Genomic DNA, 15,910 nt, shown 5'->3' on the forward strand with positions numbered 1-15,910 from the left:
TCCGGGTGAGGGGTACAGCTCCCTCGGCGACCCTCAAGCGTGGAGAGAGGCCCCTCACCCCAACCCTCTCCCCGTAAGAATGGGGCGAGGGAGCGCACCGCCGTCGAGGAGGCGTCAATCGCTCCTCATCCCGCCAGTGTCGCCTGCCAGCCGCCGCTACGCACCTGCTCGGCGATCAGCGACAGCATCAACCGGCGCATCTCTTCCATCGCGTACGTCATCGGGCGGTTGCGCAGGCGGCAGAGGTAGAGCGTGCGGGTCAGCTTCGGCTCGATCACCTCGCGTGCGACGAGGCGGCCGGCCGCGAGCTCCTCCCGTGCGAACAGCTTTGTCGCGATGGTGCAGCCCAGCCCTTCCACCAGCGCGCCGGTCATGCCCGTGATCGAGTTGGCGTGCAGGATCGCGCTGCCCTCCAGCCGCTTGAGCAGGACCGGATCGTCCAGCAGTGCGCGCGAGGACAGGCCGAGGCCATAGCGCAACAGGATCAGCGGCAGCCGGTTCAGCTCCTCGAAGCGGATCGGGGCCTTGCCCTTGCCGACCAGTTTTGGAATGCCGACGAGGAACATCTCTTCTTCGAGCACGGCTTCCGTGATCAGCTCCTTCTCCGACGGCGGATTGTAGACCAGCGCCAGATCGACGCTGGAGATCATCAGGTGCATCAGCGTCGCGCCGGACAGGCTTTCGGTCAGCGACAGCTTGAGCTTGGGATATTTGGTGAGCACCGTGCGCATCAGCTCCACGCCGATCGCCTTGACGCCGGAATTGGCCATGCCGATGGAAATATCGCCGGCAATGACGCGGGCGCCTTCGCGCACTTCGGTCTCGGCCTCTGCCATCGCGCGCAGGATGATGCGCGCGTGCTCATAGAGCCGCTCGCCAGCCGCCGTCGGTTCCATGCCGCGCGGCTTGCGCTCGAACAAGGGCGTTGCGAATTCGGCCTCCAGATTCGAGATATGATGGCTGAGCGCAGACTGCGCGACGTTGACCTGGTCGGCCGCACGCGACAGGTTCCGCTGCTCGTAGACGGCAATGAAATAGCGGAGCTGGCGCGAATCCATGGGGTAAAGCGTTCTATAAGCGCGAAGGCAATCTTCGATAGATTATATTTTTCAGAAGGCTTGTGAAGACCTAGTCTTCGCAAGCCGAACGGACAGGGAGTGAGGTATGGCTGAGACCGGATTGCCGCTCGAAGGCGTGCGGGTCGTCGAGATGACCCACATGGTCATGGGCCCGACCTGCGGCATGATCCTCGCGCAGTTCGGCGCCGAGGTGATCAAGGTCGAGCCGCCATCGGGCGACAAGACCCGCACCCTTGGTGGCATGGGGACGGCATTCTTCCCGCTGTTCAACCGCGGCAAGCGCAGCGTCGTGCTGGATTTCGAAAAGCCTGAAGACCGCGACACCATGCACCGGCTGCTCGAGACGGCCGATGTGTTCCTGGAGAATTTCCGCGATGGCCAGCTCGAGAAGCAGGGGCTTGGCACCGAGGAATTACGCCGCCGGCACCCGCATCTGATCATCGCGGGCCACAAGGGCTTTCTCTCCGGCCCCTATGAGCATCGCCCGGCGCTCGACGAGGTCGTGCAGATGATGTCGGGGCTGGCCGCCATGACCGGCACGAAGGAGAAGCCGCAGCGCGTCGGCTCCTCCGCCAACGACATCATGGGCGGCATGTTCGGCGTGATCGCGATCCTGGCAGCGCTCTATCAAAAGCGCGGAGGCAAGCGCGACGGTGCCGACATCCGCATCGGCCTGTTCGAGAACTGTCTGTTCCTGGTTGCCCAGCACATGGTCGAATACGAGATGACGGGCAACAAGCCGCGCTCGATGCCAGAGCGAGAGCACGCCTGGCCGATCTACGACATCTTTGATGCCGCCGGCGACGGACGCATTTTCATCGGCGCCGTGACCGAGGGCCATTGGCAGAGTTTTTGCCGCGAGTTCGGGCTGGCAGATCTTCTCGATGATCCCGCTTTGCGGACGACGACCGATCGCATCCTGGCGCGGCCGCGGATCATTCCGCGCGTGGCCGAGATCATCAGGCAGTGGAACGTGGCGGAGCTGTCGCAAAGGCTCGACGCGCTCAACATCTGTTTTTCGCCGATCAACCGGCCCGAGGATCTCCTGACCGACCCGCATGTGCTGCGGCCGGGCGGCCTCGTCACCAACACCACCGCGGACGGCAATCCGTTCCATGTGCCGGCGCTGCCGGTCGAGTGGAATGGCAGCCATTTCGGTGAGGGCCTGAAGGTCGCGCCGCTCGGCGCCGACACATCCGCCGTTCGCGCCGAGATCGACAAGGACGACGTCACGTCAAAAGCCGCTGGGAGGCGCGCATGAGCCGGATCGAGACAATCTATCCCACCGATCGCGTCAGCCTGCGTGAGGTCGGCTTGCGCGACGGGCTCCAGCTCGTGAAAAAGATTCCATCAACCGAGGCCAAGCAACGCTGGATGCGCGAGGAATACGCCGCCGGCGTTCGGCATTTCGAGGTCGGCTCGTTCCTGCCGGCAAAGACCTTTCCGCAATTCGTCGACGTCCGCGATGTGATTGCAACGATGGGGAGCCTGCCTGGCGCCCATGGCATTGCGCTTGCGCTCAATGAGCGCGGCGTCAATGAGGCGCTGGAGTCCGGCGTTGGTGAGATCGCCTCAGTGGTTTCCGCGACCGAGGAGCACAGCCAGGCCAACGCGCATCGCTCGCGCGAATCCGCAATCGCCAATGTGAAACGGCTGTGCGAGATGCGCGACGCCAGCCCTCACAAGCCGCTTGTCAACGCCGCGATCTCGATGGCGCTGGGCTGCTCGATCACCGGTGCGGTCGATCCCATCGAGGTGCTGCGTCTGGTCGACAAATGCCTGGAGGCCGGTGTCGATTTCGTCGCGATCGCCGACACCGTCGGCTACGCGGGCCCGAAGCACGTGGCCGAATTGTCGCGCGACGCGGTCAGGCTCGCCGGCTCAAAACCGATTTGCATCCATCTCCACGACACCCGCGGCATGGGCATCGCCAACGCTGCGGCTGCTCTTGATGAAGGCGTCCGCATCCTCGACGGCTCCCTCGGCGGCCTCGGCGGCTGCCCCTTCGCGCCAGGCGCAACGGGTAACGTCGTGTTCGAGGATCTCGTGTTCCTGTGCGAGAGCAAGGGGTTCGCAACGGGCATCGATCTTGAGAAGCTGATCGCGGTGCGCAAGATTTTGCGCGAGGAGATGCCGGGCGAAGCGTTGTACGGCGGTGTGGCGCGGGCGGGGTTGCCCGGCGGAGCGGCGAAGGCGGCTTAAAGCGAAATGCGCGCTACTCGTCCTTCTCCCCTTGTGGGAGAAGGTGGCGCGAAGCGCCGGATGAGGGGTTTCTCTCCGCGAACTCAAATCGAGAGAGACTCTCTTGCTGAGAAAGACCCCTCACCCGTCTCGCCGCTGCGCCATAGCCGATGCGAAGCATCGGCGTTCTTAAGTGACGGCGGCCGAAGGCCGCCTATGCCACCCTCTCCCACAAGGGGAGAGGGGAGGGCACCGTCTATGCGGCAACCTACTCATGCCGATGCCCGTGTTTCCGCGCCTTCGCCTGCTTGCCGTCCCCAGTCGGGATCATCACCACGCGCCCATAACGCACGCCGCGTTCGGCGATGATGTGGTCGGCGAAATGCTTGACCTCGCTTGCGTCGCCGCGCAGCGCGGTCATCTCCATGCAATTGTTGTCGTCGAGATGGACGTGCAGGGTCGCCAGCGCGAGGTCGTGGTGGCCGTGGAATTCCTGCACCAAGCGCTTTGAAAGATCGCGGGCGGCGTGGTCGTAGACATAGACGAGGCCGGCGACGCAGGGGCCGGTCTGTGCGGTATCCTCGGTGCTCTGTTGCAGGCCGGCGCGCGCGAGGTCGCGGATGATCTCGGAACGGTTCTGGTAGCCGCGCGCTTCGGCCGCGGCATCGATCTCCGCCAGCAAATCGTCCTCGATCGTGATGGTGATGCGTTGCATCAGATACTCTCCGTGCGCCTCGCCTATGTCCGTTGAACCGTAGCCCGGATGGAGCGTAGCGCAATCCGGGGCGGTGCCGATATGTTAGCAGAACCCGGATTTCGCTGCGCTCCATCCGGGCTACGCAGATCTTATCTCGCTCTCCTCACAGCCGCGTCGCGCGCAGCCGCAGCGCATTCCCGACCACGCTGACTGAGGACAGCGCCATCGCCGCTGCCGCAATGATCGGCGAAAGCAGCACGCCAAAGGCCGGATAGAGGATGCCGGCCGCGATCGGAATCCCCGCGGCGTTGTAGATGAAGGCGAAGAACAGGTTTTGGCGGATATTGCTCATGGTCGCCTGCGACAGCTTTCGCGCCCGCACGATGCCGGTGAGATCGCCTTTGAGCAGGGTGATGCCTGCGCTCTCCATCGCCACGTCGGTGCCGGTGCCCATGGCGATGCCGACTTCGGCTGCCGCCAGCGCCGGCGCGTCGTTGACGCCGTCGCCGGCCATGGCGACGCTGCGGCCGGCCTTTTGCAGCTTTGTCACCACCGCGCTCTTCTGGTCCGGCAGCACCTCGGCCTCGACATCGGCGATGCCGAGCTTCCGCGCCACGGCTTCAGCCGTGGTGCGGTTATCGCCGGTCAGCATGATCACCTTGATGCCCTCGGCCGCGAGCGCCTTCAGCGCCTCCGGCGTTGAGGCCTTGACCGGATCCGCAATGGCAAAGAGGCCGGCGAGCGCACCATCGATGGCCATATTGATGACGGTCGCGCCATCGCCGCGCAGGCGCTCGGCCTCGACGTCGAGTGCCTTGGTGTCGATGCCGATCGAGGCAAAGTATTTTGCATTGCCGAGCACAATCGTTTTGCCATCGACCCTGCCGGTTGCGCCCTTGCCTGTCGGGGAATCGAACCGCTCGACTTGGCCGAGCGCGAGCTGTTTATCCTTCGCCGCACGCATGATGGCATCGGCCAAAGGATGCTCGCTGGCGCGCTCGACGCTGGCGGCCAGCCGGAGGATGTCGTCTTCCGCATGGCCGGCAACCGGAACGATCGCAACCACCTTGGGCTTGCCTTCGGTCAGCGTGCCCGTCTTGTCGACCACGAGCGTGTCGATCTTCTCCATCCGCTCCAGCGCTTCGGCGTTCTTGATCAGCACGCCCGCTTGCGCGCCGCGGCCGACGCCGACCATGATCGACATCGGGGTCGCAAGTCCCAGCGCGCAGGGACAGGCGATGATCAGCACGCTGACGGCGGCGACGAGACCGAAGGCCAGCCGCGGCTCCGGTCCGAACCAGGCCCACGCAGCAAAGGCGATGATGGCAACGGCGATGACTGTCGGTACGAACCAGCCCGCGACCTGGTCGGCCAGCCGCTGGATCGGCGCGCGCGAGCGCTGCGCATCCGCGACCATCTGCACGATCTGCGACAGTAGCGTCTCGCGCCCGACCTTGTAGGCACGCATGATGAAGCTGCCGGACTGGTTCAGTGTGCCCGCGATTACCTCGGCACCGGGCTCCTTGGTGACCGGCATGGACTCGCCGGTGACGAGGGATTCGTCGAGCGAGGAGCGGCCTTCGAGAATGACGCCGTCGACCGGCACCTTCTCACCGGGACGAACGCGCAAGCGGTCGCCGGCGTGCAGTGAATCGATCTCGACTTCATGCTCGCTGCCGTCCGCATCGACGCGGCGCGCGGTCTTTGGCGCAAGCTGCAACAGCGCCTTGATCGCGCCGGACGTCGCATCGCGGGCGCGCAGTTCCAGCACCTGGCCGAGCAGCACCAGCACGGTGATGACGGCAGCGGCCTCGAAATAGACGGCAACCGCGCCCTCATGGCCGCGGAAGGTCGCGGGGAAGATCTGCGGCGCGATGGTACCGATCAGGCTGTAGACATAGGCGACGCCGGTGCCCATCGCGATCAGCGTGAACATGTTGAGGTTGCGGGTGACCAGCGACTGCCAGCCGCGGACGAAGAACGGCCAGCCGGCCCAGATCACCACGGGCGTTGCGAAAACGAGCTGGATCCAGTTCGACAGTGTCGGGTCGATCCAGTTGTGCGGACCGGCGAGATGGCCGCCCATCTCCAGCACCACCGCCGGCAGCGCCAGCGCGCCGCCGATCCAGAACCGCCGCGTCATGTCGGCGAGCTCCGGATTGGGTCCGGTCTCCAGGCTCGCGACCTCCGGCTCCAGCGCCATGCCGCAGATCGGGCAGCTGCCCGGTCCGATCTGCCGGATCTCCGGATGCATCGGGCAGGTGTAGATCGTGCCCGCGGGCATCTCCGGTTCGGGCGCCTCGTGCTCTTCGTTTTTCTTGGCGAGATATTTTGCGGGATCGGCGGCGAATTTGGTGCGGCAGCCGGCGGAGCAGAAATGGAATGTCTCGCCGTGATGCTCAAAGCGATGCTTTGAGGTCGCGGGATCGACCGTCATGCCGCAGACGGGGTCGAGGACCTTTGCTGCGGCATCGCTATGCTGATGCGCGTGATTGCCGTGTCCACCGCAGCATGACGAAGCTGCCGGCTTCGCAGCGGCCGGCGCGGCCTTGGCGGAACAGCCGCATCCCGAATGAGCGTCCGCCTCGTGATGATGCCCGTGTTCGGCGTCGTTCATTCCCGTGCTCCGGCCTTGCAACTTATACCCTAGGGGGGTATATAGACGGCATGCGTAAGGACATCAAGGCATCCGTCGGAAAACGGCTCGGCCGGATCGAGGGGCAGGTTCGCGGCCTCTCGAAAATGGTCGAGGACGACCGCTACTGCATCGATATCGTCACGCAGATCTCGGCGGTGCGTGCCGCACTGCGCCGGGTCGAGGAAGAGGTTTTGAAGGACCACGTCGCCCATTGCGTCGAGCACGCTATCGCCAGCGGCGACAAGGCGGATCAGCGCGAGAAGATCGCGGAGCTGATGGCGGTGATTGGGCGGGCGGAGCGGTAGGTTTTCCCTGTCGTCCCGGCGAAGGCCGGGACCCATAACCCCAGGGAGGAGTTTGGCGAAGATTCGCCGTTCGGGACTTCTACCGCCTGCAATCGATAAATCACGCGGTACGGGTCCCGGCCTTCGCCGGGACGGCACCGAATATGTTGGATGGCAGTCGCGTTAAGCTTCTTCCCGATTGGCGCTAAGCCGCCCTCTCGCGCGTCCGTCCCCGCTGCCTTGGCCGATACATCGCGATTGTCTTCAGCAGCAGAAAATGCTCCGAGATGGTGACGCGTTCGACCGTTTCCGCAGGCTGCGCGCTCACTTCTTCAGCTGAAACTTGAGCCGGCGCTTCTTCGTCAATCGCTTCAGGAACGAGCGGCGGCGCACTGATCGTTTCTGGAAACACCCCGAATGAGCCCGCTACCTCCTCGAGCGGCTTTTGCTTGTCGGCCCAGTGCAGAGCGGTGTAGTCGAAGCCGTGCACGATGGTGGGTTTGACGACTTCGAAATAGGGCGAGATGTCGAAGTCGCGGGGCATGTAGAGCGAGGAATCGCGGATGTGCAGGATCTCGCGGCGCGCGGCGCGGCTGCCGGCCTTGGTGATCTTCGGCAGGATCGGATAGCGCACGGCGTCGAAGGCCTGCGCGATCAGCGCCGAGCAGATGATCTTGGTCGGATCGCCCGAGCCGATCGCAATCATGCGCCGCCGCCAGCGCTGCGGTATCGGCAGCGGAAACAGGAAGCGCATGAGGTCGACGATGTTCTTGGTGTCGTAGCCGAACCCGATGCGGTTGATCGCATAGCGGCAGACCGTGGTGCGGTCCTCGTAGGACAGCCCGACCGGACGGCAGACGCGGGTGTGATAGGGGAAATATTTCGACAGCGGCGCGGAGGTGACGCCTTCACCGATATTGGCCTCGATCAGCACATGCGGTTCGCCGTCAGGCTCCGCTGCGCCCTCGATCGCGCCGACATAGAGCGCGGCATGCGACCAGGTCGACTGCGTCAGATATTTGATGATGCCGGAGATGCGGTTGTTGCCCTCGACCAGCAGCACGTCGCCAGGCTCGATGACGCCGCGCAAATGCTCCGGGTCGCTCGGCGTGAACGGCTCGTAGCCCGGCACCTCCTTTGAGAGGTACGCGGCAATCAGCTTGCCGACTGAATCTAGGACCGTCCCCATGAACTCCCCCCACGGCCTTTTCCGGCCGTCTTTTCTCTTCTCTATCATGGTCGGAACGTGTTGCAATTCGGTTCATCGCTCTGTGAGCTCAAGCACGATTGATTCACCATGATGGTTGCCGCGCAACATCAGATACGGCAAAGTTCGCGAGCTGTTCCCGTTTGCCGCAAGTCCCCGGAAACCATGACATGACAATCACGCGCCGCAGCTTCCTATCGGCGTCGGCGGGCTTTGCCGCAATGCCGGTCCTGCGCGCAACCGCCGCGACCTTGCCGCGCGAAGCTGACATTGTCGTGATCGGCGCCGGCGCGGCTGGCATCGCCGCAGCGCGGCGTGTGATGGCGGCCAATCGCAAGGTCGTGGTGGTGGAAGCGGCCTCCCAGATCGGCGGCCGCTGCATCACCGACAGCACGACCTTCGACGTCCCGTTCGATCGTGGTGCGCGCTGGATGCACAATCCCGACACCAACCCGATGATCCGGCTAGGGCGCAGCGTCGGGCTCGACGTCCTGCCGGCGCCATCCGGGCAGAAGATGCGCATCGGCCGCCGCAATGCACGCGCCGGCGAGACCGAGGAGTTTTTGGCGGCGCTGGTGCGTGCCAACCGTGCCATCGACGAGGCCTCGCGCGGCAAGCTCGATACATCCTGCGCGTCGGTGCTGCCGAAGGACCTTGGCGATTGGGCGGGCGCCGCCGAATTCGTGCTGGGCGCGAGCTTTGCCGGCAAGGATCTGAAGGAGCTGTCCGCGATCGACAAGGCGCGCGCGCAGGACCGCAATGCCGCGATCGCTTGCCGGCAGGGGCTGGGCACGCTGATCGCAAAACTCGGCGAGCAGGCGCCGGTCGCGCTCTCGACGCCAGCGAGCCGGATCGTCTGGAGCAATCGCGACGTCAGTGTGGAGACGCAATCCGGCAAGATCAGCGCGCGCGCCGCCATCATTACGGTCTCGACCAATGTGCTGACCTCGGGTGCGATCAAGTTCGCACCGGATATTCCCAAGCGCACGCTTGATGCCGTCTCAAAGCTCGGGCTCGGCAGCTATGATCACATCGTGCTGCAACTGCCGGGCAATCCGCTCGGCCTTTCGCGCGACGACATTCTCATCGAGCAGAGCAACTCGACGCGCACCGCGCTCATGTTCGCCAATATCGGCGGCTCCTCTTTGTGCTCGATCGATGTCGGGGGCGGATTCGGCCGTGATCTCTCGGAGCAGGGCGAGAAGGCGATGACGGCCTTCGCCAAGGAATGGATCTCAAAACTGTTCGGCAGCGAGGCGGCAGCCGCCGTGCAAAAGACCAGCGCAACGCGCTGGAACGCCTCGCCTTATGTCATGGGCGCGATGTCGGCGTCTTCACCCGGCGGCCAGCTCTCGCGGAAAATCCTGACCGAGCCGATGGGCTGCATGTTCCTTGCGGGCGAAGCCACGCACGAGACGCTCTGGGGCACCGTCGACGGCGCCTGGGAAAGCGGCGAGCGCGCGGCCGATGCGGCGCTTCGCAAGATCGGCGCGCTGAAGGACGAGCCGGCCGACGTGCCGACGCAGTCGATGAAGCGGCGGCGGACACGGCCGCAGTAAAGGAATTGATTGTCGTCCCGGCGAAGGCCGGGACCCATAACCACAAAACGTGGTTTGGCGAAGACTCGTAGTTCGGTACCTCTACCTGCCGCAACCAATAAATCACGCGGTATGGGTCCCGGCCTTCGCCGGGACGACGGAGGGAGCTATCGCAAAATCCCATCCAACACCGGCAGCCCCGCAATCACGGCTATCGCAATCAGTGCGTAGCAGATGCCGCGAAACACCGTTTCGCTGGCGCGGCCGAACAGCGATGCGCCGAAGGCGACGCCGATCGCATAGACCGGGCCGACGATGAGCGAGAGCAGGAGCGACTCGCGCGAAATAAGCCCGGTGGCGGCGTAGCTGACCATCGAGAAGAAATCCGACGCGCCGAAGAACAGCAAGATGTTGGCGCGCGCGACGATCGAGGCGATCGGGCGGCCGAGCCAATAGCCGACGATCGGCGGTCCGCCGGTTTGCGCCAGCCCACTGCAGAAGCCCGACAGGCCACCGATGCCGACCGAGAGCCAGGCGTGGTCCTTGCCGCGATAGCGCCAGCCAGACAGCAGCAGCAGAAGCAGCGCGGCGACGAAGCAGGAGATGATCCAGCGCGTGGTGACGGGGTCGAGCACCCTGAGGAAATAGGTGCCGACGGGCACGCCGACCAGCGCGCCCAGCACGATCACCGCGGTGGCCTTGCGGTCTGCCTTCCGCCACGCATCGGGCAGCAGCGGCGCCGCCGCGACGAAATCGATGACGAGCAGCAGCGCAGCGACAAGCCGGGGCCCGGCGATGCTGCTCGCCAGCGGCATGAAGATCAGCGCCGAGCCGAAGCCGGAGAAGCCGCGTGCGGTGCCCGAAACGAAAGCGATGGCGCAGAGCGCCATCGCGATGGTGAGGCTGACGTCCTTTGGGAGAAAGTCAGTGAGGGTCATGCTTTATTATACAAGAGCATGATGTTGTCCGAACACCGCTTCACACTTTTCGGCATCATGCCCGTAACGTACCGCCGGTCTTCTTCGTCACCTCCGCCACGATCTTCGCGGCGACGGCCTCGATCTCCTGGTCGGTCAGCGTCTTCTCGCGCGGCTGGATTGTCACCGCGATCGCGATCGACTTCTTGCCGTCGTCGATGCCCTTGCCTTCATAGACGTCGAAGACGTTCACGCCGGTGATCAGCTTCTTGTCGACGCCTTGCGCGGCACGCGTGATATCGCCGGCCTTCACGGTGCGGTCGACGATGAACGCGAAGTCGCGCGAGACCGGCTGGAACGCCGACAGCTCGATCGCCGGTTTTGCGCGGGTCGGCTTCTTCTTGGCCTCGGGGAGGCGATCGAGGATCACCTCGAACACCATCAACGGGCCGCCGGCGCCGAGCGCCTCCAGCGCGCGCGGATGCATCTCGCCGAAATAGCCGAGCACGTTCTGCGGGCCGATCTGGATCGTGCCGGAGCGCCCCGGATGCAGCCATGCCGGTCCGCCGGCGACGATCTGCAACGCCTGCATCGGTGCGCCGGCCGCAGCCAGCACAGCAAGCGCATCGGCCTTGGCGTCGAACACATCGGTCTGCGCCGAGTCCGACCAGTGCCGGCCGAGACCCTCGGACGACGCAAAACCGCGGCGGACGCCGCTAGCGGCCATGAACTGATCCTGCGGACGATCGCCCTTGAACACCTGGCCGACCTCGAACAGCGCGACATCGCCAAAGCCGCGATCGGCATTGGCCTGCGCGGCTGCGACCAGGCCGGGCATCAAGCTCGGCCGCATATCCGAGAGATCCGCGGCGATCGGGTTGGCCACTTCGAGCGCGCGCTGGCCGCCGCCGAACAATTCGGCCGCAGCCTTTGTGATGAACGACCAGGTCACGGCTTCGATCATGCCGCGGGTCGCGAGCGCGCGCCTGGCGCGGCGGGTGCGAAGCTGGAGCGGCGTCAGCACCGGTTTGCGCGCGTCTTCGCCGCGCTCGAACGGCGTCATCGGCACCTTGTCGACACCGAAGATGCGGACGACTTCCTCGACGATGTCGGCGTTGCCATGAACGTCGGTGCGCCAGGAGGGCACCGCGACCTTCACAACCGGACCCGGCCCCGCCATCATGAAGCCGAGATGGGACAGGATGCGCTTCATCTCGACCTGCGGCACCTCGATGCCGGACAGCCGCTTGACCTCGGTGACCGGGAAATCGATCACGCGGTCGTCGCCAAAAGCCTTACCGACGACAATGTTCTCCGACGGCGCACCGCCGCACAGCTCCATCACGAGTTTGGTCGCGAGCTCAAGCCCCGGCACCATGAAGGCCGGATCGACGCCGCGCTCGAAGCGGTAGCGCGCATCCGAATTGATGCCGAGCTTGCGGCCGGTCTGGGCGACGTTGATCTCGTTCCACAGCGCCGATTCGATCAGCACGTCGGTGGTGTTTTCATCGCAGCCCGAAGCTTCGCCACCCATGATGCCGGCGAGCGATTCGACGCCGTGCTCATCGGCGATCACACAGATGTTGGAGTCGAGGTTGTAGGTGCGGCCATCGAGCGCGAGCAGCGTCTCGCCGTTGCGCGCGCGACGCACCACGAGATTGCCCTTGACCTTCTTGGCGTCGAACACGTGCAGTGGACGCGCGCGGTCGTAGGTCATGAAGTTGGTGATGTCGACCAGCGCGTTGATCGGGCGCAGTCCGATCGCGGTCAAGCGCTTCTGGAGCCATTCCGGCGACGGCCCGTTCTTGACGCCACGTACCAGCCGCAGCGCGAAGCCCGGGCACAGTGCTGCGTCTTCGACCGTGACTTTCACCGGGCAGGCGAATTCGCCTTTGATCGGCTTGATGGTCGGATCTTTGAACTTGCCCATGTCGGCGGCGGCGAGGTCGCGCGCGATGCCGTGCACACCGGTGCAGTCCTGCCGGTTCGGCGTGAGGTTGATCTCGATCACGGGATCGCCGAGCGCGGCCCATTCGGCGTAAGCAACGCCGATCGGGGCGTCCGCCGGCAACTCCATGATGCCGTCATGGTCGTTCGAAATTTGCAATTCGGCCGCCGAGCACAGCATGCCGCGGCTCTCGACGCCGCGGATGGTGCCGACGCCCAAGGTGATGTCTTTGCCGGGAATGTAGGTGCCGGGCGGTGAGAACACGCTGACGAGCCCTGCACGTGCATTCGGCGCGCCGCACACGACCTGCACGGGGGCAGCACCGCCACCGGTATCGACCATGCAGACGCGCAGCCGATCAGCATTCGGATGCTGCTCGGCCGAGATCACCTTCGCGATAGTGAACGGCTTCAGCGCCTTCGCCTTGTCCTCGATGTTCTCGACCTCGAGCCCGATCATGGTGAGCTTGTCAGCCAGCTTTTCCAAGGGCTCGTCGGTGTCGAGATGATCCTTCAGCCAGGAGAGGGTGAATTTCATGGCTGCTTTTTCTCCACGGAGACGGTCTGCTCCCTCTCCCGCTTGCGGGGGAGGGCTGGGGTGGGGGCTCTCTCCGCAATGGCAGTGGCGATTGTTTCGAGAACGCCGACGCGATTGGTCATGACATCGAGATTGCTGAAACGGAGCACCTTGAAGCCTTTCGCTTCGATTACGGCAGATCGCCGCGCATCAGCGCGTTCGCCCTCGTCAGAAAAATGCTGGCCGCCATCGAGCTCGATGACGAGCTTCGCTGTATGGCAGACGAAGTCGGCAACGTATTTCTCAATTGGTACCTGACGCCGGAAACTCGCACGGTTCAGCCGGCCGCCGCGCAGCTCCGACCAAAGAATGCGCTCTGCGTCGGTCGAGTTGCGTCTGAGCGCGCGAGCATTTGCACGCAGGCGGGGCGACATCTTCCAGTCCGGATGTTCAGGATCAACCATTGGCAACCCCATCGAGGAGAGACCCTCACCCCAGCCCTCCCCCGCAAGCGGGGGAGGGAGTCCGAGCGTCCTCGTGGCCGTAGCAATGGTATCCCAGCGAGCGCTCACGAGCTCAGCCCTCCCGCGAGCGTGGGCACTTCCAGCGGCTTGAAGCCGTAATGGGACAGCCAGCGGACGTCGCTGTCGAACATCTGACGCAGATCGGCGATGCCGTATTTCAGCATCGCGATGCGGTCGATGCCCATGCCCCAGGCAAAGCCCTGGTACTCATCGGGATCGATGCCGCAGGCGCGCAGCACGTTCGGATGCACCATGCCGCAGCCGAGAATCTCGAGCCAGTCCTCGCCTTCGCCGAAGCGGATCTCGCCCTTGTCGCGACGGCACTGGATGTCGACTTCCAGCGACGGCTCGGTGAACGGGAAGAACGAGGGCCGGAAGCGCATGTTGATGTGGTCGACCTCGAAGAACGCCTTGCAGAACTCGTGCAGGATCCATTTGAGGTGGCCGAGATGCGAGTGCTTGTCGATGACGAGGCCTTCGACCTGGTGGAATTGCGGCGTGTGGGTCGCGTCCGAATCGATGCGATAGGTGCGGCCCGGGCAGATCACGCGGATCGGCGGCTTCTGGCTCAACATGGTGCGCACCTGCACCGGCGAGGTGTGGGTGCGCAGCAGCATGCGTGAGCCGTCCTCCTTCGGGTGGAAGAAGAACGTGTCGTGCATCTCGCGCGCGGGATGGCCTTCCGGGAAGTTCAGCTTGGTGAAATTGTAGTCGTCGGTCTCGATATCAGGGCCTTCTGCGACCGAGAAACCCATGTCGGCGAAGATCGTGGTCAGCTCGTCCCAGACCTGGCTCAGCGGATGGATGCGGCCGGCATCAGTCGGCGCATCGCGCAGCGGCAAGGTGACGTCGATGGTCTCCGATGCGAGCCGTGCATCGAGCGCGGCCGATTTCAGGAGGTCGCGCCGCGCGGCCAGCGCCTGCGTGACCTTGTCCTTGGCCAGATTGATTGCGGCGCCTTGCGTCTTGCGCTCGTCCGGCGACATCTTACCGAGCGTCGCGAGCAGCGCGGAGATCGAGCCCTTCTTGCCGAGCGAGGCGACGCGCACCGCTTCGAGCGCGGCTTCGTCGCCGGCGGCGGCGATCTGGTCGAGGATGGATGTTTCGAGCGTTGCGAGGTCGGACACGGTCAAATCCCTGCTGCTAAATTCGGCTGGGTTGTCGCCGCCCGAAGGCCGTAACGTCAAGCAAAAAGCCGGTCATTTCGGGCTCACAACCGGCTGGGTTGAACCTCGCGCGGAGGCCCGGCACCCAGGGAATACAAGGAGACTGCGCGATGCTCTCAAGATCATGTCTGACCGTTCTGGCCGTCGTTCTGTCGGTCGTCGGTACCCCGGCGCGCGCCATGGTTTGCATGGAGAAGTCCATGACGCTGGACGAGGTCGCCGACGCCATCAGCGCGCAGAAGGGCTGCAAAAGCGCGATGAAGCTGTTTCAGGATTGCGAATTAACCGCGAGCGGCGACGTCAAGCTCGGCGCCGCCGTCGAAAAGAAATGCGAGGCGGACTTCATGCCCAACCTCAACGCCGCGCAGAAACGGGCTTACCAACGCGAGATGCGCGTGTGCGACGGCAAGTACCGGAACAAGTCCGGCACCATGTATCTCTCGTTCACGGCATTCTGCCGGGCGGAGGTCGCCCAGCGTTACTCGCAACACGCGCTGAAGGCTGCGGGCCAGAAGGCCCGCTAGTCTCCTTAGGCGGCCAGCGCAGCCTTGGCCTTCTCGGCGATCAGCTGGAACGACGCCGGTTCGTTGATCGCGAGATCCGACAGCACCTTGCGGTCCACGGTGATCCCGGACTTGGCCATGCCGTCGATAAATCGGCTGTAGGTCAGGCCGAACGGACGGACGGCGGCGTTGATGCGCTGGATCCAAAGCGCGCGGAACGTGCGCTTCTTGCGCTTGCGGTCACGGAAGGCGTACTGCAAGGCCTTATCGACGGCCGGCTTTGCGGTGCGGATGGTGTTCTTGCGGCGGCCGCGGAAACCCTTGGCGGCCTTGTAGACTTTCTTGTGCTTGGCGTGGGCGGTCACACCGCGTTTGACGCGAGCCATGACAAAGATCCTTCAGAGATGACTTGGTTTTCGGATTGCCGCGGGATGCGCGGCACGGTTGGCAATGATCGTGGACGCGATCAGGCGTTCGGCAAGAAGTACTTCTTGACGTTGTCGCCGTCGGTCTTGAACAGCACGCGGGTGCCGCGGAGCTGACGGATCTGCTTCTTCGTCCGCTTGATCATGCCGTGACGCTTGCCGCGCTGGGCGTGCATCACTTTGCCGGTGGCAGTCACCTTGAAGCGCTTTTTAGCGCCCGATTTGGTCTTCAGCTTGGGCATTTTGCTCTCCTATGGCCATAACAGAATGCCGCCCGTGAAGGCGGC

Annotated in this window: 15 protein-coding genes; 5 read left to right on the top strand and 10 right to left on the bottom strand. The window is 64.4% G+C overall.

Going from position 1 to position 15,910, the window contains the following annotated elements; genetic code table 11:
• Positions 1-125: 125 nt before the first annotated feature.
• Positions 126-1,058: a LysR family transcriptional regulator gene (locus tag UB31_RS25805; RefSeq protein WP_045012892.1), complete on the bottom strand. Its 933-nt coding sequence runs from the start codon at positions 1,056-1,058 to the stop codon at positions 126-128.
• A 106-nt stretch (positions 1,059-1,164) separates the two neighbouring features.
• Here UB31_RS25805 and UB31_RS25810 point away from each other — a divergent pair, with 106 nt between their 5' ends.
• Together UB31_RS25810 and UB31_RS25815 are read left to right on the top strand one after the other, a co-directional pair.
• On the top strand, positions 1,165-2,340 hold the full coding sequence (locus UB31_RS25810; RefSeq protein WP_045012893.1) for a CoA transferase: 1,176 nt from the start codon (positions 1,165-1,167) through the stop codon (positions 2,338-2,340).
• On the top strand, positions 2,337-3,281 hold the full coding sequence (locus UB31_RS25815; RefSeq protein WP_045012894.1) for a hydroxymethylglutaryl-CoA lyase-like TIM-barrel protein: 945 nt from the start codon (positions 2,337-2,339) through the stop codon (positions 3,279-3,281). The genes UB31_RS25810 and UB31_RS25815 overlap by 4 nt, the downstream gene beginning before the upstream one ends.
• 247 nt (positions 3,282-3,528) lie before the next feature.
• On the opposite strand, the gene nikR is transcribed toward UB31_RS25815, so the two are convergent.
• On the bottom strand, positions 3,529-3,975 hold the full coding sequence (gene nikR, locus UB31_RS25820) for a nickel-responsive transcriptional regulator NikR (RefSeq protein WP_045012895.1): 447 nt from the start codon (positions 3,973-3,975) through the stop codon (positions 3,529-3,531).
• Positions 3,976-4,120: 145 nt separating this feature from the next.
• On the bottom strand, positions 4,121-6,574 hold the full coding sequence (locus tag UB31_RS25825; RefSeq protein ID WP_045012896.1) for a heavy metal translocating P-type ATPase: 2,454 nt from the start codon (positions 6,572-6,574) through the stop codon (positions 4,121-4,123).
• A 50-nt stretch (positions 6,575-6,624) separates the two neighbouring features.
• On the opposite strand from UB31_RS25825, the gene UB31_RS25830 reads away from it, so the two are divergent.
• The gene (locus UB31_RS25830) at positions 6,625-6,900 is read left to right on the top strand and encodes a metal-sensitive transcriptional regulator (RefSeq protein ID WP_045004787.1); all 276 of its coding nucleotides are present in this window, start codon (positions 6,625-6,627) and stop codon (positions 6,898-6,900) included.
• Between the two features lie 184 nt (positions 6,901-7,084).
• On the opposite strand, the gene UB31_RS25835 is transcribed toward UB31_RS25830, so the two are convergent.
• The gene (locus tag UB31_RS25835) at positions 7,085-8,068 is read right to left on the bottom strand and encodes a YiiX/YebB-like N1pC/P60 family cysteine hydrolase (RefSeq protein WP_045012897.1); all 984 of its coding nucleotides are present in this window, start codon (positions 8,066-8,068) and stop codon (positions 7,085-7,087) included.
• Between the two features lie 188 nt (positions 8,069-8,256).
• On the opposite strand from UB31_RS25835, the gene UB31_RS25840 reads away from it, so the two are divergent.
• Positions 8,257-9,645 (top strand): flavin monoamine oxidase family protein, encoded by a 1,389-nt coding sequence (locus UB31_RS25840; protein WP_045012898.1) that lies wholly within the window; start codon positions 8,257-8,259, stop codon positions 9,643-9,645.
• Positions 9,646-9,791: 146 nt separating this feature from the next.
• Here the strand turns inward: UB31_RS25840 and UB31_RS25845 are convergent, their stop codons facing one another.
• The 4 genes from UB31_RS25845 to pheS all read right to left on the bottom strand — a co-directional run bounded on the left by UB31_RS25845 (position 9,792) and on the right by pheS (position 14,656).
• Positions 9,792-10,562 (bottom strand): sulfite exporter TauE/SafE family protein, encoded by a 771-nt coding sequence (locus UB31_RS25845; protein ID WP_045012899.1) that lies wholly within the window; start codon positions 10,560-10,562, stop codon positions 9,792-9,794.
• A 55-nt stretch (positions 10,563-10,617) separates the two neighbouring features.
• Positions 10,618-13,026: a phenylalanine--tRNA ligase subunit beta gene (pheT, locus tag UB31_RS25850; RefSeq protein ID WP_045012900.1), complete on the bottom strand. Its 2,409-nt coding sequence runs from the start codon at positions 13,024-13,026 to the stop codon at positions 10,618-10,620.
• The gene (locus tag UB31_RS25855; RefSeq protein WP_045012901.1) at positions 13,023-13,469 is read right to left on the bottom strand and encodes an endonuclease domain-containing protein; all 447 of its coding nucleotides are present in this window, start codon (positions 13,467-13,469) and stop codon (positions 13,023-13,025) included. The genes pheT and UB31_RS25855 overlap by 4 nt, the downstream gene beginning before the upstream one ends.
• A gap of 104 nt (positions 13,470-13,573) precedes the next feature.
• On the bottom strand, positions 13,574-14,656 hold the full coding sequence (gene pheS, locus UB31_RS25860) for a phenylalanine--tRNA ligase subunit alpha (protein WP_045005028.1): 1,083 nt from the start codon (positions 14,654-14,656) through the stop codon (positions 13,574-13,576).
• A gap of 149 nt (positions 14,657-14,805) precedes the next feature.
• Here pheS and UB31_RS25865 point away from each other — a divergent pair, with 149 nt between their 5' ends.
• Positions 14,806-15,219, top strand: a complete 414-nt coding sequence (locus tag UB31_RS25865) for a hypothetical protein (protein ID WP_045012902.1) — start codon at positions 14,806-14,808, stop codon at positions 15,217-15,219.
• A 5-nt stretch (positions 15,220-15,224) separates the two neighbouring features.
• Here the strand turns inward: UB31_RS25865 and rplT are convergent, their stop codons facing one another.
• Positions 15,225-15,584, bottom strand: coding sequence for a 50S ribosomal protein L20 (gene rplT, locus UB31_RS25870; RefSeq protein WP_045004797.1), 360 nt, complete (start codon positions 15,582-15,584; stop codon positions 15,225-15,227).
• Between the two features lie 80 nt (positions 15,585-15,664).
• Positions 15,665-15,865, bottom strand: a complete 201-nt coding sequence (gene rpmI / locus UB31_RS25875; RefSeq protein WP_008539890.1) for a 50S ribosomal protein L35 — start codon at positions 15,863-15,865, stop codon at positions 15,665-15,667.
• Positions 15,866-15,910: the final 45 nt, after the last annotated feature.

Source organism: Bradyrhizobium sp. LTSP849 (assembly GCF_000938255.1).
In the GTDB taxonomy this organism is placed as follows: Bacteria; Pseudomonadota; Alphaproteobacteria; order Rhizobiales; family Xanthobacteraceae; genus Bradyrhizobium.